The 23789-nt window shown below is 58.4% G+C and carries 21 protein-coding genes; 15 read left to right on the plus strand and 6 right to left on the minus strand.

Annotated features, from left to right (window positions below):
• Window positions 1–27 precede the first annotated feature (27 nt).
• The 7 genes from FHW76_RS24310 (at window position 28) to FHW76_RS24340 (ending at window position 7090) form a co-directional block, all read left to right on the plus strand.
• Window positions 28–1296, plus strand: a complete 1269-nt coding sequence (locus FHW76_RS24310; protein ID WP_183477052.1) for an SLC13 family permease — start codon at window positions 28–30, stop codon at window positions 1294–1296.
• 32 nt (window positions 1297–1328) lie between these two features.
• Window positions 1329–2228, plus strand: coding sequence for a L(+)-tartrate dehydratase subunit alpha (gene ttdA, locus FHW76_RS24315; RefSeq protein ID WP_008806674.1), 900 nt, complete (start codon window positions 1329–1331; stop codon window positions 2226–2228).
• Window positions 2228–2845 carry a L(+)-tartrate dehydratase subunit beta gene (gene ttdB, locus FHW76_RS24320; protein WP_008806673.1) on the plus strand — a complete coding sequence of 206 codons (618 nt, stop codon included), beginning with the start codon at window positions 2228–2230 and terminating at the stop codon, window positions 2843–2845. The genes ttdA and ttdB overlap by 1 nt, the downstream gene beginning before the upstream one ends.
• Window positions 2846–2987: 142 nt before the next feature.
• Complete coding sequence (locus FHW76_RS24325) at window positions 2988–3233, plus strand: oxaloacetate decarboxylase subunit gamma (protein WP_032731325.1); 246 nt, start codon at window positions 2988–2990, stop codon at window positions 3231–3233.
• Between the two features lie 15 nt (window positions 3234–3248).
• Entirely contained in the window at window positions 3249–5003 is a 1755-nt protein-coding gene (gene oadA, locus FHW76_RS24330; protein WP_183477054.1) for a sodium-extruding oxaloacetate decarboxylase subunit alpha, read from the plus strand.
• Between the two features lie 15 nt (window positions 5004–5018).
• On the plus strand, window positions 5019–6320 hold the full coding sequence (locus FHW76_RS24335; protein WP_012540460.1) for an oxalacetate decarboxylase subunit beta: 1302 nt from the start codon (window positions 5019–5021) through the stop codon (window positions 6318–6320).
• A 59-nt stretch (window positions 6321–6379) separates the two neighbouring features.
• Window positions 6380–7090 carry a hypothetical protein gene (locus FHW76_RS24340; RefSeq protein WP_008806668.1) on the plus strand — a complete coding sequence of 237 codons (711 nt, stop codon included), beginning with the start codon at window positions 6380–6382 and terminating at the stop codon, window positions 7088–7090.
• A gap of 25 nt (window positions 7091–7115) precedes the next feature.
• On the opposite strand, the gene degS is transcribed toward FHW76_RS24340, so the two are convergent.
• The 3 genes from degS to zapG all read right to left on the minus strand — a co-directional run bounded on the left by degS (window position 7116) and on the right by zapG (window position 10201).
• On the minus strand, window positions 7116–8174 hold the full coding sequence (degS, locus tag FHW76_RS24345; RefSeq protein WP_008806667.1) for an outer membrane-stress sensor serine endopeptidase DegS: 1059 nt from the start codon (window positions 8172–8174) through the stop codon (window positions 7116–7118).
• Window positions 8175–8261: 87 nt separating this feature from the next.
• Window positions 8262–9629 carry a serine endoprotease DegQ gene (degQ, locus tag FHW76_RS24350; protein ID WP_008806666.1) on the minus strand — a complete coding sequence of 456 codons (1368 nt, stop codon included), beginning with the start codon at window positions 9627–9629 and terminating at the stop codon, window positions 8262–8264.
• Between the two features lie 173 nt (window positions 9630–9802).
• Window positions 9803–10201, minus strand: coding sequence for a Z-ring associated protein ZapG (gene zapG, locus FHW76_RS24355; protein WP_012540461.1), 399 nt, complete (start codon window positions 10199–10201; stop codon window positions 9803–9805).
• Between the two features lie 190 nt (window positions 10202–10391).
• Between zapG and zapE the strand changes: the two genes are divergently transcribed.
• The 7 genes from zapE (at window position 10392) to FHW76_RS24390 (ending at window position 14897) form a co-directional block, all read left to right on the plus strand.
• Window positions 10392–11522: a cell division protein ZapE gene (gene zapE, locus FHW76_RS24360; protein WP_183477056.1), complete on the plus strand. Its 1131-nt coding sequence runs from the start codon at window positions 10392–10394 to the stop codon at window positions 11520–11522.
• Between the two features lie 266 nt (window positions 11523–11788).
• Window positions 11789–12217, plus strand: a complete 429-nt coding sequence (rplM, locus tag FHW76_RS24365) for a 50S ribosomal protein L13 (RefSeq protein ID WP_002918559.1) — start codon at window positions 11789–11791, stop codon at window positions 12215–12217.
• Window positions 12218–12232: 15 nt separating this feature from the next.
• Window positions 12233–12625 (plus strand): 30S ribosomal protein S9, encoded by a 393-nt coding sequence (gene rpsI / locus FHW76_RS24370; RefSeq protein WP_000829815.1) that lies wholly within the window; start codon window positions 12233–12235, stop codon window positions 12623–12625.
• A gap of 57 nt (window positions 12626–12682) precedes the next feature.
• Window positions 12683–12895 carry a hypothetical protein gene (locus tag FHW76_RS24375; RefSeq protein ID WP_136047529.1) on the plus strand — a complete coding sequence of 71 codons (213 nt, stop codon included), beginning with the start codon at window positions 12683–12685 and terminating at the stop codon, window positions 12893–12895.
• A gap of 41 nt (window positions 12896–12936) precedes the next feature.
• Window positions 12937–13575: a stringent starvation protein SspA gene (sspA, locus tag FHW76_RS24380; RefSeq protein WP_002918467.1), complete on the plus strand. Its 639-nt coding sequence runs from the start codon at window positions 12937–12939 to the stop codon at window positions 13573–13575.
• 3 nt (window positions 13576–13578) lie between these two features.
• Window positions 13579–14073 (plus strand): ClpXP protease specificity-enhancing factor, encoded by a 495-nt coding sequence (gene sspB / locus FHW76_RS24385; protein WP_008806663.1) that lies wholly within the window; start codon window positions 13579–13581, stop codon window positions 14071–14073.
• Between the two features lie 119 nt (window positions 14074–14192).
• Window positions 14193–14897: an N-acetylmannosamine-6-phosphate 2-epimerase gene (locus FHW76_RS24390; protein WP_032731321.1), complete on the plus strand. Its 705-nt coding sequence runs from the start codon at window positions 14193–14195 to the stop codon at window positions 14895–14897.
• Window positions 14898–14952: 55 nt separating this feature from the next.
• On the opposite strand, the gene gltD is transcribed toward FHW76_RS24390, so the two are convergent.
• Together gltD and gltB are read right to left on the minus strand one after the other, a co-directional pair.
• Window positions 14953–16371 (minus strand): glutamate synthase subunit GltD, encoded by a 1419-nt coding sequence (gene gltD / locus FHW76_RS24395; RefSeq protein WP_008806661.1) that lies wholly within the window; start codon window positions 16369–16371, stop codon window positions 14953–14955.
• A 9-nt stretch (window positions 16372–16380) separates the two neighbouring features.
• On the minus strand, window positions 16381–20841 hold the full coding sequence (gene gltB / locus FHW76_RS24400) for a glutamate synthase large subunit (RefSeq protein WP_008806660.1): 4461 nt from the start codon (window positions 20839–20841) through the stop codon (window positions 16381–16383).
• Between the two features lie 673 nt (window positions 20842–21514).
• On the opposite strand from gltB, the gene FHW76_RS24405 reads away from it, so the two are divergent.
• Window positions 21515–22450, plus strand: a complete 936-nt coding sequence (locus tag FHW76_RS24405) for a TIGR01212 family radical SAM protein (RefSeq protein ID WP_032731319.1) — start codon at window positions 21515–21517, stop codon at window positions 22448–22450.
• Window positions 22451–22496: 46 nt separating this feature from the next.
• Here the strand turns inward: FHW76_RS24405 and FHW76_RS24410 are convergent, their stop codons facing one another.
• Window positions 22497–23780 carry an MFS transporter gene (locus FHW76_RS24410; protein WP_008806658.1) on the minus strand — a complete coding sequence of 428 codons (1284 nt, stop codon included), beginning with the start codon at window positions 23778–23780 and terminating at the stop codon, window positions 22497–22499.
• Window positions 23781–23789 lie beyond the last annotated feature (9 nt).

The following is a 23789-nucleotide window of genomic DNA, read 5'->3' on the forward strand; positions in this document are numbered from 1 at the left end:
ATATCATTGATATGAATAATTATAAGTATGGAACCGATTACCATCACCCTATGTTTGCTGGTGTTCGCTATCGTCATGTTCGTCTGGGAGAAAGTGCCGCTGGCAGTGACTTCCATGGTGGTTTGTGTGGCGTTAGTGGTCACTGGCGTATTGGATCTGAAGCAGGCCTTTGCCGGTTTTATCGACAGCAATGTCATTCTTTTTGTCGCCATGTTCGTCGTCGGCGGGGCGTTATTTGAAACCGGGATGGCCAATAAAGTCGGCGGGGTGATCACTCACTTCGCCAAAACCGAAAAACAGCTGATTTTCACCATCATGGTGGTGGTCGGCGTGATGTCGGGCTTTCTTTCCAACACCGGTACGGCGGCGGTGCTGATCCCGGTCGTCATTGGCGTGGCCGCCAAATCGGGATTTTCCCGCTCGCGTCTGCTGATGCCGCTGGTGTTTGCTGCCGCGCTGGGCGGCAACCTGTCGCTGATTGGCGCCCCGGGCAACCTGATCGCGCAATCGGCCTTACAGAACATCGGCAGCGGCTTCGGTTTCTTTGAGTATGCGAAAGTGGGTCTACCGATGCTGGTCTGCGGCATCCTCTATTTCCTGACCATCGGCTATAAGTTTTTGCCCAATAATCCAAACAGCGGGGAAGTGGGCTGCGTCGGCGAACAGCGGGATTACAGCCACGTTCCACGCTGGAAGCAGATCCTGTCCCTGGTGGTGTTGATCGCCACGATCCTCGGCATGATTTTCGAAAAACAGACCGGCATTAGCCTGGCGGTGGCCGGCTGTATCGGTGCCCTGGTGCTGGTGGTTACCGGGGTACTGACGGAAAAGCAAGCTTACAAGGCCATTGATTCACAGACTATTTTTATCTTCGGCGGCACTCTGGCGCTGGCAAAGGCGCTGGAAATGACCGGGGCGGGCAAGCTGGTGGCTGACCAGGTTATCGGTCTACTGGGCAACAACTCCTCGCCGTTCATGCTGCTGGTGGTGGTCTTTGCCCTCTCCGTGGTGATGACCAACTTTATGTCCAATACCGCCACCGTCGCGCTGTTGGTGCCGGTGAGCCTGTCGATTGCCGCCGGTATGGGCGCCGATCCGCGTGCGGTGCTGATGGCGACGGTGATTGGCAGCTCCTGCGCCTATGCGACGCCGATCGGGATGCCCGCCAATATGATGGTGCTGTCGGCCGGGGGCTATAAGTTCGTCGATTACGCCAAATCCGGCATCCCTCTGATTATCGTTTCCACCATTGTCAGCCTGATCCTGCTGCCAATCCTTTTCCCTTTTCATCCGTAACTTACGGACGCTGTTCTGACTAAGGAGCCTTTATGAGCAAAAGCGAACAGATATCCCGCATGACCGACATCATGGCCAGATTTGTGGGATATACCGGCAAAGTATTGCCTGATGACGTCACGGCAAAACTAAAAGAGTTGCATAAGAAAGAGACCAGCCAGCTGGCGGACGTCATCTTTACCACCATGATTGAAAACCAGCGTCTGGCGAAAGAGCTGGATCGTCCCTCCTGCCAGGATACCGGCGTGATCCAGTTTCTGGTGGAGTGCGGCGCCAACTTTCCGCTGATCGGCGAACTGGAAGCGCTGCTGCGCGAATCGGTGATCAAAGCCACCGTCGACTCCCCGCTGCGTCATAACAGCGTCGAGACCTTTGATGAATACAACACCGGTAAAAACGTCGGTAAAGGTACGCCGACGGTCTTCTGGGAGATCGTTCCCAATTCCGATCAGTGCAGCATATACACCTATATGGCTGGCGGCGGCTGCTCGCTGCCGGGTAAAGCGATGGTGTTAATGCCTGGCGCTGGCTATGAAGGGGTGACCCGCTTTGTGCTGGATGTGATGACCAGCTATGGCCTGAACGCCTGTCCGCCATTGCTGGTTGGCGTTGGGGTGGCAACGTCGGTGGAAACCGCGGCGCTGCTGTCGAAGAAAGCGCTGATGCGCCCGATTGGCTCGCACAATGATAACGAACGGGCGGCATCGCTGGAAAAAATGCTCGAAGACGGCATCAACAAAATCGGTCTGGGCCCGCAGGGGATGTCCGGCAATACCTCCGTGATGGGCGTCAATATCGAAAATACCGCACGCCATCCTTCCACCATTGGCGTGGCGGTCAACGTCGGCTGCTGGTCGCACCGCAAAGGACATATCGTTTTCGATAAAGACCTGAACTACACCATTACGTCTCACACAGGAGTGGCATTCTGATGGCTAAAAAAATACTCACTACGCCCATTAAAGATGAAGATTTAGCTGATATTAAAGCGGGCGATATCATTTATCTCAACGGCCATATTGTGACCTGTCGCGATGTGGCTCATCGTCGCTTAATTGAGGGCGGGCGTGAATTACCGGTCAATGTTGCCGGTGGCGCGATATTGCATGCCGGGCCGATTGTGCGACCGATTAAAGGTTCGGAAGATAAATTTGAAATGGTCTCCGTTGGGCCGACCACCAGTATGCGCATGGAGAAATTTGAAAAAGAGTTTATTGCCAGGACTGGCGTGAAATTAATCGTTGGTAAAGGCGGTATGGGGAAGGGAACTGAAGAGGGTTGCGCCGAGCATAAAGCCTTGCACTGCGTGTTCCCGGCCGGCTGCGCGGTCGTCGCCGCGGTCTGCGTGGAAGAAATCGAAGATGCGCAGTGGCGTGATTTAGGGATGCCGGAAACCTTATGGGTATGTCGGGTGAAAGAGTTCGGGCCGTTAATTGTCTCAATCGATACCCACGGCAATAACCTGTTTGAGCAGAATAAAGTGATCTTTAATCAGCGCAAAGACATTGTCGCCGATGAAATCTGCAAACATGTGAGCTTCATTAAATAACCCCGATTGAATATATAGCGCAGTAATGGCAGCGGCAGCTGACTGCTAAACAGAGGCTTCTGACCAGGCGGTCCGGGGAAATCCACTCGGCTAACGCGGTCTGCTGTTAGCCATTATTGCGCCCCCTCCCAAAGGCTATTTTATGACTAACAATGCCGTCCTGTTAGGCGAAGGCTTCACCCTGATGTTTCTCGGCATGGGCTTTGTGCTGGTGTTCCTGCTGCTGCTCATCTTTGCCATCCGGGGAATGTCCCTCGCCGTCAACCGCCTGTTTCCCGAGCCGCCTGCCGCCCCCAAACCGGCCCCGGCCGCGCCCGCCGACGACTTCGCCCGCTTAAAGCCGGCGATTGTCGCCGCCATTCACCACCATCGCCGTCTTCACCCTTAATTCACGGAGGAATTTATGACCGTTGCCATTACCGATGTCGTCCTGCGCGACGCCCACCAGTCCCTGTTCGCCACCCGTCTGCGTCTCGACGATATGCTCCCCATCGCCGCTCAGCTGGATGACGTCGGCTACCGCTCGCTGGAGTGCTGGGGCGGCGCCACCTTTGACGCCTGCATCCGCTTCCTCGGCGAGGACCCGTGGGTCCGCCTGCGCGAGCTGAAAAAGGCGATGCCGAAGACCCCGCTGCAGATGCTGCTCCGCGGCCAGAACCTGCTCGGCTACCGCCACTACGCCGATGACGTGGTGGAGCGCTTCGTGGAGCGCGCCGTCAAAAACGGCATGGACGTCTTCCGCGTCTTCGACGCCATGAACGACCCGCGCAACATGCAGGCCGCCCTGCAGGCGGTCCGCCGCCACGGCGCCCACGCCCAGGGTACGCTTTCGTACACCACCAGCCCGGCGCACACCCTGCAGACCTGGCTCGACCTCACCGAACAGCTGCTGGAGACCGGCGTTGACTCCGTCGCCATCAAGGACATGTCCGGCATTCTGACGCCGGGGGCCGCCTTTGAGCTGGTCAGCGAAATCAAGAAGCGCTACGACGTCACCCTGCACCTGCACTGTCATGCCACCACCGGGATGGCGGAGATGGCGCTGCTGAAGGCCATTGAAGCCGGGGTCGACGGCGTCGACACCGCCATCTCCTCGATGAGCGCCACCTACGGCCACCCGGCCACCGAGGCGCTGGTCGCCACCCTCGCCGGCACGCCGTACGACACCGGCCTCAATATCCACAAGCTGGAGAGCATTGCGGCGTACTTCCGCGAGGTGCGTAAGAAGTACCACGCCTTCGAAGGCCAGCTGAAGGGCACCGACAGCCGTATCCTGGTGGCCCAGGTTCCGGGCGGGATGCTCACCAACCTCGAAAGCCAGCTGAAGCAGCAGAGCGCCGCCCACCGTCTGGATGAGGTACTGGCGGAAATCCCCCGCGTGCGCGAGGACCTCGGCTTCATCCCGCTGGTGACCCCGACCTCGCAGATTGTCGGCACCCAGGCGGTGCTCAACGTCCTGACCGGCGAGCGCTACAAAACCATCGCGAAGGAGACCGCCGGTATCCTGAAGGGTGAGTACGGCCGCACCCCGGCGCCGGTGAACGCCGCCCTGCAGGCGCGGGTGCTCGAGGGCGCTGACCCGGTGACCTGCCGCCCGGCCGACCTGCTGAAGCCGGAGCTGGCGCAGCTGGAAGCCGACGTCAGACGTCAGGCGCAGGAGAAAGGCATCACCCTTGCCGAAAACGCCATCGACGACGTGCTCACCGTGGCCCTGTTCCCGCAGCCCGGCCTGAAGTTCCTCGAAAACCGCCACAACCCGGCAGCCTTTGAGCCGGTACCGCAGGCGGAAGCCGCGCAGCCGCTGGCAAAAGCAGAAAAACCAGCCGCCTCCGGTATCTACACCGTGGAAGTGGAAGGCAAAGCCTTTGTGGTCAAAGTCAGCGACGGCGGCGACGTCAGCCAGCTCAGCGCCGCGCCTGCTGCCGCCCCGGCTCCGGCCGGCGCCGGCACCCCGGTGACCGCCCCGCTGGCGGGCACTATCTGGAAGGTGCTGGCCGCGGAAGGCCAGACGGTGTCCGAAGGCGAGGTGCTGCTGATTCTGGAAGCCATGAAGATGGAGACCGAAATCCGCGCCGCGCAGGCCGGGACCGTGCGCGGTATCGCGGTGAAAGCCGGCGACGCGGTGGCGGTCGGCGACACTCTGCTGCAGCTGGCGTAAGGACGAGGAGCGGAAATGGAAAGTCTGAACGCCCTGATTCAGGGCATGGGGCTGATGCACCTCGGCGCCGGCCAGGCCATCATGCTGCTGGTCAGCCTGCTGCTGCTGTGGCTGGCGATTGCGAAGAAGTTCGAGCCGTTACTGCTGCTGCCGATTGGCTTCGGCGGCCTGCTGTCGAACATCCCGGAGGCCGGGCTGGCGCTCACCGCCCTGGAGAGCCTGCTGGCCCACCACGACCCGGCGCAGCTGGCGGTGATTGCCGCGAAGCTCCACTGCGCGCCGGACGTCCACGCCATTAAGGAGGCGCTGGCGCTGGCCCTGCCGTCGGTGCAGGGGCAGATGGAGACGCTGGCGGTGGACATGGGCTACTCCGCCGGGGTGCTGGCCATCTTCTATAAGGTGGCGATTGGCTCAGGCATTGCGCCGCTGGTCATCTTTATGGGCGTTGGGGCAATGACCGATTTCGGCCCGCTGCTGGCCAACCCGCGCACCCTGCTGCTGGGGGCGGCGGCGCAGTTCGGGATCTTCGCCACCGTGCTCGGGGCGCTGACGCTGAACTACTTCGGCATCATCAGCTTCACCCTGCCGCAGGCGGCGGCCATCGGCATCATCGGCGGCGCCGACGGCCCGACGGCGATTTACCTGTCGGGCAAGCTGGCGCCGGAGCTGCTGGGGGCCATCGCGGTGGCGGCCTACTCCTATATGGCGCTGGTGCCGCTGATCCAGCCGCCGATCATGAAGGCGCTGACCAGCGACAGGGAGCGGAAAATTCGCATGGTGCAGCTGCGCACGGTAAGTAAGCGGGAGAAGATCCTGTTCCCGGCGGTGCTGTTGCTGCTGGTGGCGCTCCTGCTGCCGGACGCCGCGCCGCTGCTGGGGATGTTCTGCTTCGGCAACCTGATGCGCGAGAGCGGCGTGGTGGAGCGGCTGAGCGATACGGTGCAGAACGCGCTGATCAACATCGTGACCATCTTCCTCGGGCTGTCGGTGGGGGCCAAGCTGGTGGCGGACAAGTTCCTGCAGCCGCAGACGCTGGGGATCCTGGTGCTGGGGGTGATCGCCTTCTGCGTGGGCACCGCGGCCGGGGTGCTGATGGCGAAGCTGATGAACGTGTTCAGCCGGCACAAAATCAACCCGCTGATCGGCTCGGCGGGGGTGTCGGCGGTGCCGATGGCGGCGCGGGTGTCGAACAAAGTGGGTCTGGAAGCGGACGGGCAGAACTTCCTGCTGATGCACGCCATGGGCCCGAACGTGGCCGGGGTGATCGGCTCGGCGATCGCCGCCGGGGTGATGCTCAAGTACGTGCTGGCGATGTAGGCCAGCCTGTTCCCGCGGCTGGCATACCGGCCGCGGAGATTTCTCATAAGGAGACGGTGATGAATGAAGCCATAGCATGCTGTCCGGAAAACCGGACATCAACACGGGAGGCGGTGGTTGACGCCATGCTGGCGTCAGGCGATGAACTTGCACAACTGCAGCCGGCGCTGAACCTGCTTTCGCCCCCGCTGAACGCCACGCCTGGTGAAGCGCTGCTGGCCAGCTGTTATGAGGCCGGCGCTGACCATAACGCTGACGAGGCGACACGGGCGGTGATCGCCTTACCGGCGGCGGTCGTGCGCTCTGCGACGCCCTCGCTGCAGCGCAGCGGTCTGCTGTGCATGGCGGCCGGGGCGCTCAGCGCCCGGCAACTTCCGCTGACGCACAACCGGCTGTGCGACGTGGCGGGGCAGTTCGCCCGCGCTATTCCTGAAGGCGATGAAGAGGCGGGCAGTGGATTTTATACCGTGCGCAGCGTGTCCCTGCCCGTTTACCGGCGGCTGCGGCGGGATAACCATTCGCACAGCGTCTGTCTGCAGCAGGCGCTGCTGCATTTGCTGGCCTGGAAGAGTGAGTCGCCCTGGGCGCGGCAGCAGGCGCAGCGCCTGCTCTGGCAGGGTGGCGTGCTGGGTGAGAAGGGGGAATTTGCGCTACTGACGCTGGATGATGAGCTTCGCGAGCGACAGATAGTCTGGCCCGGGCTGAGATCGCTGCTGGCGGTGACCGGGTTTCTGGTCAGATTCCCGGCCGGTCCGGTATTTAGCGATTAACGAGGCTCCCCAAACGGGGAGCCGTTTAGTTGGTGGCCGGGTATTCCTGAACGGCGATATGGAGCGTAATTTTCTTATCATCACGCATGATGACTACCGGAATTTCCGATCCCGGGCGGATCTCGGCCACCTGATCCATCGTCTCCAGTGCAGAAACCGCAGGTTTGTCATTCACGGAGATGATCACGTCGTTGGCGCGGATCCCGGCTTGTGCTGCGGGGCCATCAGGCGCCACATCGTTAACCACGATCCCCTGGATCTGATCGATCCCGCCGCCCTGTGCGTGCAGCGGGGCGATCTCCCGGCCGCTAATGCCGATATAGCCGCGGATCACCCGGCCATCCCGGATCAACTTATCCATAATTTTGGTCGCTAACTGGAACGGGATCGCAAAGCCAATGCCTTCCGGCGTTTCGCCGTCATTGCTCTTGTCAAAGGAGAGGGTGTTAATCCCCATCAGCTCGCCGAGGGAGTTCACCAGCGCCCCACCCGAGTTACCGTGGTTAATCGAGGCGTCAGTTTGCAGGAAGTTCTGGCGGCCGGTCGGGTTGAGGCCAATGCGCCCTGTGGCGCTGATGATCCCCTGAGTGATGGTCTGCCCCAGGTTATAGGGGTTGCCAATCGCCAGGACGACATCGCCAATATGCGGCGTGCGTTTCGGGTTGATCGGGATCACCGGCAGCCCGCCGGTGGCGTTGATCTTCAGCACGGCGAGGTCAGTCAGGGTGTCGGATCCGACCAGCAGCGCTTCGAAGACGCGGCCGTCCTGCAGTGCGACAATGATCTGATCGGCATCATTGATAACATGCTTGTTGGTCAGGATATAGCCGCGCTGATCCATGATCACCCCGGAGCCAAGCGTCAGCTGATTATGGCTGGTGCTGTTCAGGGCGCGGTTATAGACGTTCACCACGGCGGGCGCCGCGCGGCGTACGGCGGCGTTATAGCTCACAGGGGAGTCGTCTGCCGTATCGTTTTGGGTGGTCGGCGTCAGCTGCCACTGGCGCAGCGATGGCATCAGGGCCAGCAGCAGTCCCCCGACAATCAAACCGATGAGTATCGAACGTAATAACTTTCCAGGCATGATGCAAATATCGTTAATGAATGGTCAGACGCAGCATAGCATGAGTTGTCCGGACATCGCACATGGCGGCGATGTCCGGGAAGACAATCAGCGTAGCAGCAGATAGATGCTTTCGTTGCCGCGGATCACATTCAGGGCGATGACCGGCGGTTTGCCTTCAAGCACTTTGCGCAGTTCGGCAATCGAATGAATACGTTCCCGGTTAAGGCCAATGATAATGTCATCCTTATGCAGGCCGACCTGGGCGGCGGCGCTGCCTTTATCGACATTATCGATCACCACGCCTTTGGTACCGTCCTTCATCTGACCATCGCTGAACGAGGCTCCCTGCAGGGCAGGGATAATCAGCTCGGCGCTGGCGGTGGAGGAGGTGCTCTTATCCAGCGTCACTTCGACATCGACCGGTTTTCCGTCGCGCAGCAGGCCAAGTTTGACCTTGGTCCCCGGTTCGGTGGTGGCGATGCGCGAGCGCAGTTCGGCAAAACTGTTCAGCGGCTTGCCGTTCAGACTGACAATGACGTCGCCGGATTTGATCCCTGCTTTGGCGGAACCGGAGTTTGGTAACACTTCACTGACGAAGGCGCCGCGCTGAACGTCGAGATTCATCGCCTTAGCGATATCGGCGCTCATTTCCATGCCTTTAATGCCCAGCAGGCCGCGCTTGATTTCGCCAAACTGAATGAGCTGGTCGGCGAGGGTTTTCGCCATGTTGCTTGGAATGGCGAAGCCGATACCGATGCTACCGCCGCCCGGCGCCAGGATCGCGGTGTTGATCCCGATAAGCTCGCCGTTGAGGTTCAACAGCGCGCCGCCGGAGTTACCGCGGTTAATCGAGGCATCGGTCTGGATGAAATTCTCCAGCCCTTCCAGGTTCAGGCCGCTGCGGCCAAGGGCAGAGATAATGCCGGAGGTGGCGGTCTGGCCAAGGCCGAACGGGTTGCCGACGGCGACGGCGAAGTCGCCGACGCGGAGTTTATCGGAGTCAGCAATGGCGATTTGCGTCAGGTTCGCCGGCTTGATCAGCTGCAGCAGAGCGATATCGCTCTGTTCATCGCTGCCGACCAGTTTGGCATCAAATTCACGGCCATCGTTCAGCTGGACGCTGATCTTCTGCGCCTGATTGATGACGTGATTATTGGTTAGCACGTAGCCTTTCGCTGCGTCGATGATGACGCCGGAGCCGAGCCCTTCAAACGGCTGCGCCTGCTCCTGCGGGGCGTTATCACCAAAATATTTCTTCAGCTCTTCCGGCATATTGAGCGTCGGCGAGGCGGTGCCTTCCACCTGCACGCTGACCACCGCTGGCAGGACCTTTTCCAGCATCGGCGCCAGGCTCGGTAACGCGCCCTGGCCGGGCACCTGAGTCGGTAAGGATGCTGCTGCCGGAGGCAGGGCCGACAACGATAACCCAATGCTTAACGCTAACGCACTCAACAGCAAAGTCTGTTTCTTCATTAGATGCTGGCTCTCGTAACCTGAGGTGTATGGAAAAACGTCCTGAATAACCTGATGTTATTGAATTTTTGCACAGGTAACAATGTGGGTACTGGTTTAAATTGTAGCCGGGAAGTGGGGGAAGGAGCGGGCGCGGTGGGCGCGCCCGGAGATATTTTATCAGACGCGATCAGTTAATCTCGTTTTGCGCCACCGCGCAGTAAACCGGATGCGCCTTCAGAGTAGTCGCGCGGCATCTGGACCGGCGCCTGATCGTTGCTGGCTTCAGACTCTTCCAGACGGTTGCGGAACGGGTTGGCGTCTGCCATAGAGTCCGGCAGCAGGTTGTTAGAGCTTTTCGCCATATGCTGATACAGCTGACGATAGTCATGCGCCATGTTATCCAGCAACTCGGCGCTGCGCGCGAAGTGGCTGACCAGCTCTTCACGGTATTCTTCAAGCTCGGCTTTATTCTTTTCCAGTTCGAACTGCAGCGCCTGCTGCTGGCGCAGTTTGCGGTTGCCGAAACGCATGGCGACGGCACCAATAATGATACCGACGACTAACCCAATTAGCGCGTATTCCCAGGTCATGAACATCTCCCGTTGTTTTGTGGTTCCGTAGGGTGGCTCTTAGGCTCTCCGCCTGCGCCCGATAGTGCCACTATAACCGCTAATTCCACAGAAGTGGAATCCTGGCGTATCATCGCGTAGTGTAGAACGGCCTTTTTTTCGTCAATCGTGAGCTTCGGCATTACGGTTTTCAAGGAATAACAATTAGATCATGCAAAGCCTGTCTCCAACATCGCGTTACCTTTTAGCCCTGAAAGAGGGCAGCCATCAACCCGACGACGTCCAGCAAGAAGCGGTGAGCCGCCTTGATACCATTTACCAGGAACTGCAGACTCAGCCCGCGCCCGTCGCGTCAGGCGGCGGTTTGCGCGCGAAATTCGGCAAACTGCTGGGTAAGCGCGAACCGGCTGCCGAGGCGGCGCCTGTCCGCGGCCTGTATATGTGGGGCGGCGTGGGGCGGGGAAAAACCTGGCTGATGGACCTGTTTTACCAGAGCCTGCCGGGCGAGCGTAAGCAGCGCCTGCATTTCCATCGCTTCATGCTGCGCGTGCACGAAGAGCTGACCACCCTGCAGGGACATAGCGACCCGCTGGAGATTGTCGCCGACCGTTTCAAGGCGGAAGCGGATGTGCTCTGTTTTGACGAGTTTTTCGTCTCTGATATTACCGATGCCATGCTGTTAGGCGGGTTGATGAAAGCCCTGTTTGCCCGCGGCATCACCCTGGTCGCCACTTCCAATATTCCGCCGGATGAGCTCTATCGCAATGGCCTGCAACGGGCCCGTTTTCTGCCGGCGATCGACGCCATCAAGCAGCATTGCGATATTATGAACGTCGATGCCGGCATCGATTATCGTCTGCGTACGCTGACGCAGGCGCACCTGTGGCTGTCGCCACTGAACAGCGAAACCCGCGAACAGATGGATAAACTGTGGCTGGCGCTGGCCGGGGCGCCGCGCGCTGCTGCCGGGCCGACGCTGGAGATCAATCACCGCGAGCTGCCCACGCTTGGCGTCGAAAACCAGACGCTGGCGGCGTCGTTCGCCACGCTGTGTGTGGATGCCCGTAGCCAGCATGACTATATTGCCCTCTCCCGTCTGTTCCACACCGTGATGCTGCTCGACGTGCCGGTGATGACCGCGCAGCTGGAGAGCGAAGCGCGGCGCTTTATCGCCCTGGTGGATGAGTTCTATGAGCGCCACGTGAAGCTGGTGGTCAGCGCCGCGGTGCCGCTGTACGACATTTATCAGGGAGAGCGGCTGAAGTTTGAGTTCCAGCGCTGTCTGTCGCGTCTGCAGGAGATGCAGAGCGAAGAGTATCTCAAGCGTCCGCATATGCCCTGACAGGGCGCTTTTTCCCGACGGATTGAGAGCCGGAAGACCACCCCGGGGCCTGCCTGAAAAATCTCATAAAGGGGTCGATCTTTGACCCCGACTTCTCTATAATCTTGCGACCCCACGTTACGAGAAGGTTTTTTTCCCGAAACTTTCTATGCGCCGGCATAGGCTATTCGAAGGGGTAGGTTTGCTGGACAATGTCGTGTGAACCTCAACTGACTAAACGTTTGGGTGTTCACCAACGTGTAACTTATTATTTGGGTAAGCTTTTAATGAAAACTTTTACAGCTAAACCAGAAACCGTAAAACGCGACTGGTATGTTGTTGACGCGACCGGTAAAACTCTGGGCCGTCTGGCTACTGAACTGGCTCGTCGCCTGCGCGGTAAGCATAAAGCGGAATACACTCCGCACGTTGATACCGGTGATTACATCATCGTTCTGAACGCAGAAAAAGTTGCTGTAACCGGCAACAAGCGCGAAGACAAAATGTACTACCACCACACCGGCCACATCGGTGGTATCAAAGAAGCGACCTTTGAAGAGATGATTGCCCGCCGTCCTGAGCGTGTGATTGAAATCGCGGTTAAAGGCATGCTGCCAAAAGGCCCGCTGGGTCGTGCTATGTACCGTAAACTGAAAGTTTACGCGGGTAACGAGCACAACCACGCGGCACAGCAACCGCAAGTTCTTGACATCTAATCGGGATTATAGGCAATGGCTGAAAATCAATACTACGGCACTGGTCGCCGCAAAAGTTCCGCAGCTCGCGTATTCATCAAACCGGGCAACGGTAAAATCGTTATCAACCAGCGTTCTCTGGAACAGTACTTCGGTCGCGAAACTGCCCGCATGGTAGTTCGTCAGCCGCTGGAACTGGTCGACATGGTTGAGAAACTGGATCTGTACATCACTGTTAAAGGTGGTGGTATCTCTGGTCAGGCTGGTGCGATCCGTCACGGTATCACCCGCGCTCTGATGGAGTACGATGAGTCCCTGCGTGGCGAACTGCGTAAAGCAGGCTTCGTTACTCGTGACGCTCGTCAGGTTGAACGTAAGAAAGTCGGTCTGCGTAAAGCACGTCGTCGTCCGCAGTTCTCCAAACGTTAATTGTCTTCTGCTCACGCAGAACAATTTGCGAAAAAACCCGCTCCGGCGGGTTTTTTTATGGATAAAACGGCTGTTATCCACAATCATGCCGCCGGTTTTCGCCACTTTTTCAGCATTTCCAGAATCCCCTCACCACAACGTCTTCAAAATCTGGTAAACTATCATCCAATTTTCTGCCCAAATGCTGGTGATTGTTCATTTTTTGTTTTATTCGTGAACGAAGGTGACATCGCGCTACTGGGGTTTTTACATCTGGCCGGTCATGAGTGACTGGCAGCAGTACAAAATTCTGAATATACCTGGAGGTTTTCATGGCTGTCGCTGCCAACAAACGTTCGGTAATGACGCTGTTTTCTGGTCCTACTGACATCTATAGCCATCAGGTCCGCATTGTGCTGGCTGAGAAGGGTGTCAGTTTTGAGATAGAGCACGTGGAGAAGGACAACCCACCTCAGGATCTGATTGACCTCAACCCGAATCAAAGCGTACCGACGCTGGTGGATCGTGAGCTCACTCTGTGGGAATCTCGCATCATTATGGAGTATCTGGATGAGCGTTTCCCGCATCCGCCGTTAATGCCGGTTTATCCGGTGGCGCGTGGAGAAAGCCGCCTGTATATGCAACGTATCGAGAAGGACTGGTATTCGCTGATGAACACCATCCAGAGCGGTACCGCAGCGCAAGCTGATGCTGCGCGTAAGCAGCTGCGTGAAGAACTGCTGGCCATCGCGCCGGTCTTCACCCAGAAACCTTACTTCCTGAGCGACGAGTTCAGCCTGGTGGATTGCTACCTGGCGCCGCTGCTGTGGCGTTTGCCGGTTCTCGGTGTGGAACTGGTTGGCGCAGGCGCGAAAGAGCTCAAAGGCTACATGACTCGCGTATTTGAGCGTGATTCCTTCCTCGCTTCTTTAACTGAAGCCGAGCGTGAAATGCGCCTCGGTCGGGGCTAAATAATGGATGTATCACAGCTGACGCCGCGTCGCCCGTATCTGTTACGGGCGTTTTATGAGTGGCTGCTGGATAACCAGCTGACGCCGCACCTGGTGGTGGATGTCACTCTGCCGGGCGTGCTCGTACCGATGGAGTACGCGCGCGACGGTCAAATCGTTCTCAATATTGCCCCGCGTGCGGTCGGCAATCTGGAGCTGGCGAATGACGAGGTGCGTTTTAACGCGCGCTTTGGCGGCGTGCCGCGTAACGTGTCTGTTCCGCTGGCTGCGGTACTCGCCATCTATGCCCGTGAGAACGGCGCCGGCACGATGTTTGAACCGGAAGCGGCCTATGACGAAGATGTCAGCAGCCTCAACGATGATGACGTCGCGCCTGAGAGTGAAAGCGAAACGGTGATGTCGGTGATCGATGGCGATAAGCCGGATAATCACGACGACGATCCTGACGACACGCCGCCGCCGCGCGGTGGTCGCCCGGCGCTCCGCGTTGTGAAGTAACGCCTGACAGGCCCTCCGGGGCCTGTTTTTTTTCCTGCCTGCTTTGTTAACCCCGCCACACACGACGCGCCCCTGCGGCTGGTACTGTTATTGCCACACTTATCTTTCAGGGAGCAGTCATGTCTTTACTTGCACAACTGGATCGGCGTATTCGCTATTACGGTGGGTTAATTGTCTCCTGTCAGCCGGTGCCGGGCAGCCCGCTGGATAACCCCGCCATCGTCGCGGCGATGGCGCTGGCGGCGGAACAGGCGGGGGCGGTGGCGCTGCGCATAGAAGGTCTGGCCAACCTGCAGGCCGTTCGTCCGTTAGTGACGGTGCCTGTTATCGCGCTGATTAAGCGCGATCTGCATGATAGCCCGGTGCGTATTACGCCGTGGCTTGAGGATGTGAATGCCCTGGCGCAGGCGGGGGCCGATATCATTGCGGTTGACGGCACGCGGCGCCAGCGTCCGGCCTCTGTCGCATCGTTGTTGGCGGCAATTCACCGCCAGGGGAAAAACGCGATGGCAGATTGTTCCTCTCTCGACGATGCCCTGGAATGCTGGCAGTTGGGCTTCGATATGGTTGGCACTACTCTCTCCGGCTATACCGCAGAGGAGACACCGGACGAACCGGACCTGGCGCTGGTGAAAAGCCTGAGCGCCGCGGGCTGCCGAGTGGTCGCAGAGGGGCGCTACAATACGCCTGCGCAGGCGGCTGAAGCGATGCGCTGCGGCGCGTGGGCGGTGACCGTCGGATCGGCGATCACCCGCTTAGAGCATATCTGCGGCTGGTATAATTCGGCGCTGAAAGCGGCGGTTTGCCCGGCGAATGAGCAATAAAAAAGCCCGATGGCGTTAACCATCGGGCTTTTAGGCGCTGAGGCTCAGAGCCTAATCAGACTTCAAGGTAGTTGAGGATCCCGTCCGCCGCTTTACGGCCTTCGGCAATCGCAGTGACCACCAGGTCGGAACCGCGAACGATATCGCCACCGGCGAAGATTTTCGGGTTGCTGGTCTGGAACGCGTTGTCGCTGCCTTCCGGCGCGATGATGCGGCCCTGAGAGTCCAGCTCGACGCTGTGCTTCGCCAGCCACTCCATGCTGTGCGGACGGAAGCCAAAGGCCATTACCACCGCATCAGCCGGCACCACGTGTTCAGAACCAGCGACGATCTCCGCGCGACGGCGGCCTTTCGCGTCCGGCTGGCCCATCTCGGTGCGCGCCATCTTCACGCCGCACACTTTGCCATTGGCATTCACTTCCACGCCCAGCGGCTGGACGTTGAACTGGAACTCAACGCCTTCTTCACGCGCGTTTTTCACTTCGCGTTTTGAACCGGGCATGTTCTCTTCGTCACGACGATAGGCACAGATCACGTGCGCCGCATTCTGACGAATGGAGGTCCGCACGCAGTCCATCGCGGTGTCGCCACCGCCGAGCACGACCACGCGTTTGCCTTCCATGCTGACGTAGGGCTCATCAGCTGTTTCGCCAAAGCCCATGATCTGCTTGGTGTTAGCGATCAGGAACGGCAGCGCGTCGTAGACGCCCGGGGCGTCTTCGTTGTCCAGTCCACCGCGCATCGACTGATAGGTCCCGACGCCGAGGAACACGGCATCGTACTCTTTCAGCAGGTCGTCGAGCTGTACGTCGCGACCCACTTCGGTATTGAGTTTGAACTCAATGCCCATGCCGGTGAAGATTTCACGGCGGCGGGTCATCACCTCTTTTTCCAGCTTGAACGCCGGGATACCGAAGGTCAGCAGGCCGCCGATTTCCGGATGGCGGTCAAACACCACCGCCTTGACGCCGTTGCGGGTCAGCACGTCGGCACAAGCGAGGCCCGCCGGGCCAGCACCGATGATCGCGACGGTTTTACCGGTCGGCTTCACGCCGGAGAGATCCGGACGCCAGCCCATTTCGAATGCTTTGTCATTGATATAGCGTTCGATGTTGCCGATGGTCACCGCGCCGAACTCATCGTTCAGCGTACAGGAGCCTTCACACAGGCGGTCCTGCGGGCAAACGCGCCCGCAGACTTCTGGCAGGGTGTTGGTCTGATGCGACAGCTCAGCCGCCTCAAAAATACGCCCCTCGTTGGCCAGCTTCAGCCAGTTCGGGATGTAGTTATGCACCGGGCATTTCCATTCACAGTACGGGTTGCCGCAGGAGAGGCAGCGATCTGCCTGCGCCTTGGCCTGGCCTTCTGAAAACGGCTCGTAAATTTCCACAAACTCAATTTTACGGATCTTCAGCGGTTTCTTTGGCGGATCAACGCGCTGCAGGTCGATAAATTGATAAACGTTCTGACTCATCTTAACCCCTTACTGCGCCTGCACCCGCAGCTCAGCTGCGGAACGACTACGGTGACCCAACAGTGCTTTAACATCGCTGGACTTCGGTTTAACCAGCGCAAACTTCGCGGAGAAGGCCGGCCAGTTGGCGAGGATCTCTTCGCCACGTTGCGAACCGGTAAGCTGCACATGTTCGGTGATTAAACCGCGCAGGTGCTCTTCATGGATTGCCAGAGAATCAACATCCAGCACTTCCACCAGTTCCGGGTTCACGCGTTTACGGAAGTCGCCATCTTCATCCAGGACATAAGCAAAGCCGCCGGTCATCCCTGCGCCAAAGTTGACGCCGGTTTTACCGAGCACGCAGACGATGCCGCCGGTCATATATTCACAGCCGTTGTCACCGATGCCTTCCACCACGGTAATGGCGCCGGAGTTACGCACGGCGAAACGCTCGCCTGCGCGGCCTGCGGCGTACAGACGACCACCGGTCGCGCCGTACAGGCAGGTGTTGCCGATAATGCTGGCTTCATGGCTGCGGAACGCAGAGCCGACCGGAGGACGAATGGCCAGCAGACCGCCCGCCATGCCTTTCCCGACATAGTCGTTGGCATCGCCGGTCAGATGCAGCTCTACGCCACCGGCGTTCCACACGCCGAAGCTCTGGCCTGCGGTGCCGCTAAAGTGGGCGACGATCGGATCCCCGGCCAGTCCCTGGTCACCATGGGTCTGGGCAATATACCCGGACAGCGAGGCCCCCACGGAGCGGTCGGTATTGCGGATATCGAACCAGAACGTTTTGCTCTGCTTTTCATCCACGTACGGTTTCGCCTGCTGCAGCAGCTGCGCGTTGAGTACACCGTTATCGAACGGTGGGTTGTTCTCGGTGCAGTACAGCGCTTTGCCCGGATGCGGCTCTGCGGTCTCCAGCAGTTTACCCAGATCCAGTTTCTGCTGCTTGGCAGTAAACCCATCCAGCTCTTTGAGCAGATCGGTGCGGCCAATCAGATCCACCAGACGTTTGACGCCCAGCTGGGCCATCAGCTCGCGGGTCTCACGGGCGATAAATTCAAAGTAGTTGGTCACTTTGAACGGCAGACCGTGATAGTGGTTCTTACGCAGTTTGTCATCCTGAGTCGCCACGCCGGTCGCGCAGTTGTTCAGGTGGCAAATACGCAGGTATTTACAGCCCAGCGCGACCATCGGGCCGGTACCGAAACCGAAGCTTTCTGCGCCAAGGATCGCCGCTTTGATGATATCGAGGCCGGTTTTCAGGCCGCCGTCCACCTGCAGACGGATCTTGTGACGCAGACCGTTAGCGACCAGCGCCTGCTGGGTTTCCACCAGGCCAAGCTCCCACGGACAGCCGGCATATTTCACCGACGAGAGCGGGCTCGCCCCGGTACCGCCGTCGTAGCCGGCGATGGTGATCAGGTCGGCATAGGCTTTGGCCACGCCGGTGGCGATGGTGCCAACGCCCGGTTCAGAAACCAGTTTGACCGAAATCATCGCTTTCGGGTTGACCTGCTTGAGGTCGAAAATCAGCTGCGCCAAATCCTCGATAGAGTAGATATCGTGGTGCGGCGGCGGGGAGATCAGCGTCACGCCCGGTACGGAATAGCGCAGTTTGGCGATATATGGGGTGACTTTATCACCCGGCAACTGACCGCCTTCACCCGGTTTCGCCCCCTGGGCGACTTTGATCTGGATGACGTCGGCATTGACCAGATAGGCTGGCGTGACGCCGAAGCGGCCGGACGCGACCTGCTTGATGCGCGACACTTTATTGGTGCCGTAGCGCGCCGGGTCTTCACCGCCTTCACCGGAGTTAGAGAAACCGCCGATGCTGTTCATCGCTTCCGCCAGCGATTCGTGTGCTTCAGGGCTCAGCGCGCCGATCGACATCGCCGCGGTATCGAAGCGTTTGAACAGCTCTTTCGCCGGTTCTACGTCGTCGATACTGATAGCGTCTTCGCCTGGATTGAGCGCCAGCAGATCGCGCAGCGTGGCCGCCGGACGTTCGTTAACCAGTTTCGCGTATTGTTGATAGTCACTGTATTCGCCGCTCTGCACGGCCTTCTGCAGGGTCTGAACCACGTCCGGGTTGTAGGCGTGATATTCACCGCCGTGCACGAACTTCAGCAGGCCGCCCTGAGCCAGTGGCTTACGTGCCAGCCAGGCGCGTTTCGACAGATTCAGCAGATCCTGCTGGAAATCGTCGAAGCCGGCGCCGCCGATGCGGCTGACCACGCCCTGGAAGCAGAGATCGGAAACCTCGCGATGCAGACCGACGGCTTCGAACAGCTTCGAGCAGCGGTAGGACGCGATGGTGGAGATCCCCATCTTCGACATGATTTTGTACAGACCTTTGTTGATACCGTTGCGATAGTTCAGCATCACCGCACGGTAGGCTTTATCGATAGCTTTGCTGTCGACCAGCTTCGCCAGCGTTTCATAGGCGAGGTACGGATAGATAGCGGTCGCGCCGAAGCCGAGCAGGACCGCAAAGTGATGCGGATCGCGGGCGCTGGCGGTTTCAACGATGATGTTGGCATCGCAGCGCAGACTTTTATCGACCAGACGGGTCTGGATCGCGCCAACGGCCATCGGCGCCGGTACCGGCAGACGGTCTTTGGCGATGTTGCGGTCGGACAGCACCAGCAGCACGGTACCCTCGCGCACCATTTGCTCTGCTTTGTCACACAGGGCTTTCACCGTCTCGCTGAGCGAGGCCTCTGCCGGGTTAAACGTGATGTCGAGGACGTCGGCACGATAGTGCTCTTCTTCCATCGTCGTCAGCTGTTTGAAATCGGAGTACAGCAGGATCGGCGATTTGAAGCTCAGGCGATGGGCCTGGCCTTCCGCTTCGCAGAAGACGTTCATTTCGCGACCGATGCTGGTGGCCAGCGACATGACGTGCGCTTCACGCAGCGGATCGATAGGCGGGTTAGTCACCTGGGCGAACTGCTGACGGAAGTAATCGTAGATAATGCGCGGCTGGCTGGAGAGCACGGCGAAAGGTGTGTCATCGCCCATCGAACCGACTGCTTCCTGGCCATTTTCGCCGAGCACGCGCAGGACGGAGTCCAGCTCTTCCGCGCTGTAGTTAAACTGTTTCTGGTAGCTGGCGAGCGTGTCGTCATCCAGTTGGCGGCTGCCGACTTCTTCTTCCGGCAGATCTTCGAACGGCACCAGGCGACGAACGTTTTTCTCCATCCACTCTTTGTACGGGTGGCGGCTCTTCAGATCGTCATCGGTTTCCGCCGAGTGCAGAATGCGTCCGGCGCGGGTATCGATAACCATCAGCTCGCCTGGGCCCACGCGGCCTTTCTCGACCACTTCGTCCGGCTGGTAGTCCCAGATACCGACTTCAGAGGCGCAGGTGATGAGCTTATCTTTGGTAATGACGTAGCGCGCCGGGCGCAGGCCATTACGATCGAGGTTACAGGCAGCGTAGCGGCCATCGGACATGACGATGCCCGCCGGGCCGTCCCACGGCTCCATATGCATGGAGTTAAAGTCGAAGAACGAACGCAGCTCCGGATCCATATCCGGGTTGTTCTGCCAGGCTGGCGGCACCAGCAGGCGCATGGCGCGCACGATATCCATCCCGCCGGCCAGCAGCAGCTCCAGCATGTTGTCCATTGAACTGGAGTCAGAGCCGGTTTCGTTAACGAACGGCGCGGCGTCGTGCAGATCCGGGATCAGCGGGGTCTGGAACTTATAGGTACGGGCGCGGGCCCACTGGCGGTTGCCGGTGATGGTGTTGATTTCACCGTTGTGCGCCAGGTAACGGAACGGCTGCGCCAGCGGCCAGCGCGGCACGGTGTTGGTGGAGAAGCGCTGGTGGAACAGGCAGATAGCCGACTCCAGGCGCAGGTCCGCGAGGTCCAGGTAGAAGCGCGGCAAATCCGCCGGCATACACAGACCTTTATAGATGTTGACCAGGTTGGACAGGCTACAAACGTAGAAATCTTTGTCTTCCTGCAGGCGTTTTTCAATGCGACGACGCGCAATAAACAGACGGCGCTCCATATCGCGCGGGCGCCAGCCAGCCGGGGCGTTCACAAAGATTTGCTCAATACGGGGCAGCGAGGAGAGGGCGATTTCACCGAGGACGCCTTCGTTGGTCGGCACATCGCGCCAGCCGACAATCGACAGGGTCTCAAGCTGAAGTTCTTCTTCAACGATGCGGCGCGCCGCTTTAGCCAGCTCAGGATCTTTATTCAGGAACAGCATCCCAACGGCGTAGTTTTTGGCTAAACGCCAGCCGCGCTCTTCAGCAACGATGCGGAAGAAACGATCGGGTTTTTGCAGCAGCAGACCGCAACCGTCGCCGGTTTTACCATCGGCAAGGATTGCGCCACGGTGCTGCATGCGGGCCAGTGCGTGTATCGCGGTTCGCACTACCTTGTGGCTAGGTTCGCCTTCTATGTGGGCGATCAGGCCGAAACCACAGTTATCCCTCTCAAGGGATTTGTCGTACAACATATCAGTGAACCTCCCCAGGCTCTGCGGACACCCTCCGATACCGATTGCGCACAGGCACAGAAAGAGTATGGCGACGGGGTTTGCACCTCGCATTCGCCCTCTTTAAATCCTTTTCGCATCGGTACACAAGTTTGAGGACTTGCTGTTAAGAGGGAATCTCAATTACTGCATAAATATGATGAGCAGAGTGCTCATCCAGAAAGCTTCCAGCGGATTCCCAACTTATCGGGAATCCACACTTACGTCAAATGGCAATCTTATTAATACAAAAATGTGCTATACAGGTGTTAACTTGTTGTTTTAAAAATAAATAGTGCCATTTTTCGTGCTATGAATACGCCTCAGGAAGGTCAGGCTAGTGTGATCTGTCTCACTGTGCACGCGGCTTTGCATTACCGTTATGCGCTGAAATGCATGTCATCATTAGCATATTTGACTGCCATATATTTTCTCAATGGATATTAATACTGTTTTTTACCGTGAAGAAGATTAGGGCTATCCGCAGGTGAAATATAAGGAAAACTCATCACCACAGAGGTGAATGAAATTGCAGTAATCATGATTGTTTATGCAATGAGGGTGGCCGCCGCGCTGACGATTGATCCAGGTCATCGCCGTCGGTGACAAAAAGTGGCAGGCTTGGCCCCCTTTGTTGAGGCCGGTCTATCAGATTATGCAGTTACAGAAATTAGTCAATATGTTTGGTGGGGATCTTATGCGCCGCTATGGCGAAAAGGTCCATAAGCTGACGCTGCACGGCGGTTTTAGCTGCCCGAACCGCGACGGCACGCTGGGCCGCGGCGGTTGCACTTTCTGTAATGTGGCTTCCTTTGCCGATGAGGCGCAGCAGCATCGCTCCATCGCCGAACAGCTCGCTCATCAGGCGCAGCTCGTCAACCGGGCAAAGCGCTATCTGGCCTATTTCCAGGCCTATACCAGCACCTTCGCTGAAGTGCAGGTGCTCCGCTCGATGTATCGTCAGGCCATCAGCCAGGCGAATATTGTCGGCCTCTGCGTCGGCACCCGCCCGGACTGCGTGCCGGAGGCAGTCCTCGATCTGCTGAGTGAATATCATGAGCAAGGATATGAGGTATGGCTGGAGCTGGGACTGCAAACCGCGCACGATAAAACCCTGCATCGGATTAACCGTGGGCATGATTTCGCTTGCTACCAGCGTACTGCGCGTCTGGCGCGAGCGCGAGGGCTGAAGGTCTGCGCACATCTGATCGTCGGCCTGCCCGGAGAGGCCCTGGGCCATTGCCTGGAGACGCTGGAGCGGGTGGTGGCGACCGGCGTGGACGGCATCAAGCTGCACCCGCTGCACATTGTCAAAGGCAGTATTATGGCCAAAGCGTGGCAGGCCGGGCGTCTCAATGGCATTGAGCTGGAGGCGTATACCGTGACCGCCGGGGAGATGATTCGCCATACGCCGCCGGAGGTGATCTATCACCGGATATCGGCCAGCGCCCGTCGACCCACGCTATTGGCGCCGCTGTGGTGCGAAAATCGCTGGACCGGAATGGTTGAACTGGATCGCTATCTGAATGAGCAGGGCGCTCAGGGCTCGGCGCTAGGCCGCAGCTGGGCAGTGCCCCTGGCGGAGAAGTAGAAGCAGACGATGTCCGGGCCAAGGCCGGACATCGCTCTTCAGCCATTTATGCCTGACTGGCTTTCATCGTCATCCGTGGGGTTTTAATCACCAGCAGCACCAGCACGGCGCCAAGCGCGGCGATAGTGCCGGCGAGAATAAAGGCGCTGTCGAATTTGCCGGTGGACTGCACGATATAGCCCGTGACAATCGGCCCCACGATGCCGGAGACGCTGCCGATAAGATGGATAAAGCCGCTGGCGCCGCCGACGCGGGATTTATGCACCACGTCCTGAATAATCGCCCAGTAGATCGCCCCGGTCACATAGAGGAAAAAGATGGAGACCGACATCAGCAGAACGGCAGGAACGACGCTGCTAACGGTACCGGCGAGCCCCACGCAGAGCGCGGCCATTAGCAGGCATACCACCAGCACGATTTTGCGCGACAGCAGCAGCCTTCCGGTAAGGTTAAATATTTTATCGGATATATAACCCCCCAGCGCCAGACCGACAAAACCGACGATCCACGGGATCATGGTGGTGAGACTCATCTGTTTAATATCCAGATGGTGCTGCTGGACCAGATAGGACGGAAACCAGCTGAGAAAGAAAAACAGAATATAGTTGTAGCAGAAGAAGGCAAATGCCGTCACCAGAATAATAGGCTGCTTGAGATAATAACCCAGTGAGTGGGCCGTTTGATTTTCTACGGTTTCCAGGGCGTCCTCCTCTTGCTTCATTTTATTAATGAGCATGAGCTCTTCCTGACTGACATGCTTATGTTTGTCAGGCGAGTTGGCGGCAATAAAAAACCACACGACCATCCACACAATACCGATGGCGAAAATAATCATAAACGCGGGACGCCAGCCGAAAGCCAGGGCCAGATAACCGACGATAGGTCCGGCGACCGCGCCGCCCAGCGGAGAGCCGGCGCTGAGGAACCCCACTGCGGTTGCTGCTTGCTTTTTAGGAAACCAGCCGTTAATCATCTTGTTCGCTGAGGCGCAAATCGGGCCCTCTGCCATCCCGAAGAGCACGCGGAGCACCAGCATGGAATAAAAGCCGGTGGCAACCGCGGTTAAGCCGCAAAACAGCGACCATAACCCAACCGCCAGGCCCATCACCAATGTGGCGCCAAATTTATCGACGGCGAGGCCGCCAATAAAATTAAAGACCGCGTAGCCGAAGAAAAAGCTGCCGAAAATCATACCAAATTGTTCAGCGTTAAGTGCAAGGTCCTTTTCAATCATCGGCACCGTAATGGATAACGCCACCCGGTCCAGATAATTTATCATATACACTAAAAATAATAACAGGACGATAATCCAGCGAATATTTTTTCCCATGATAACACC

Origin of the sequence: Klebsiella sp. RC2 (assembly GCF_014192815.1) — a bacterium.
Lineage (GTDB): Bacteria > Pseudomonadota > Gammaproteobacteria > Enterobacterales > Enterobacteriaceae > Klebsiella > Klebsiella variicola.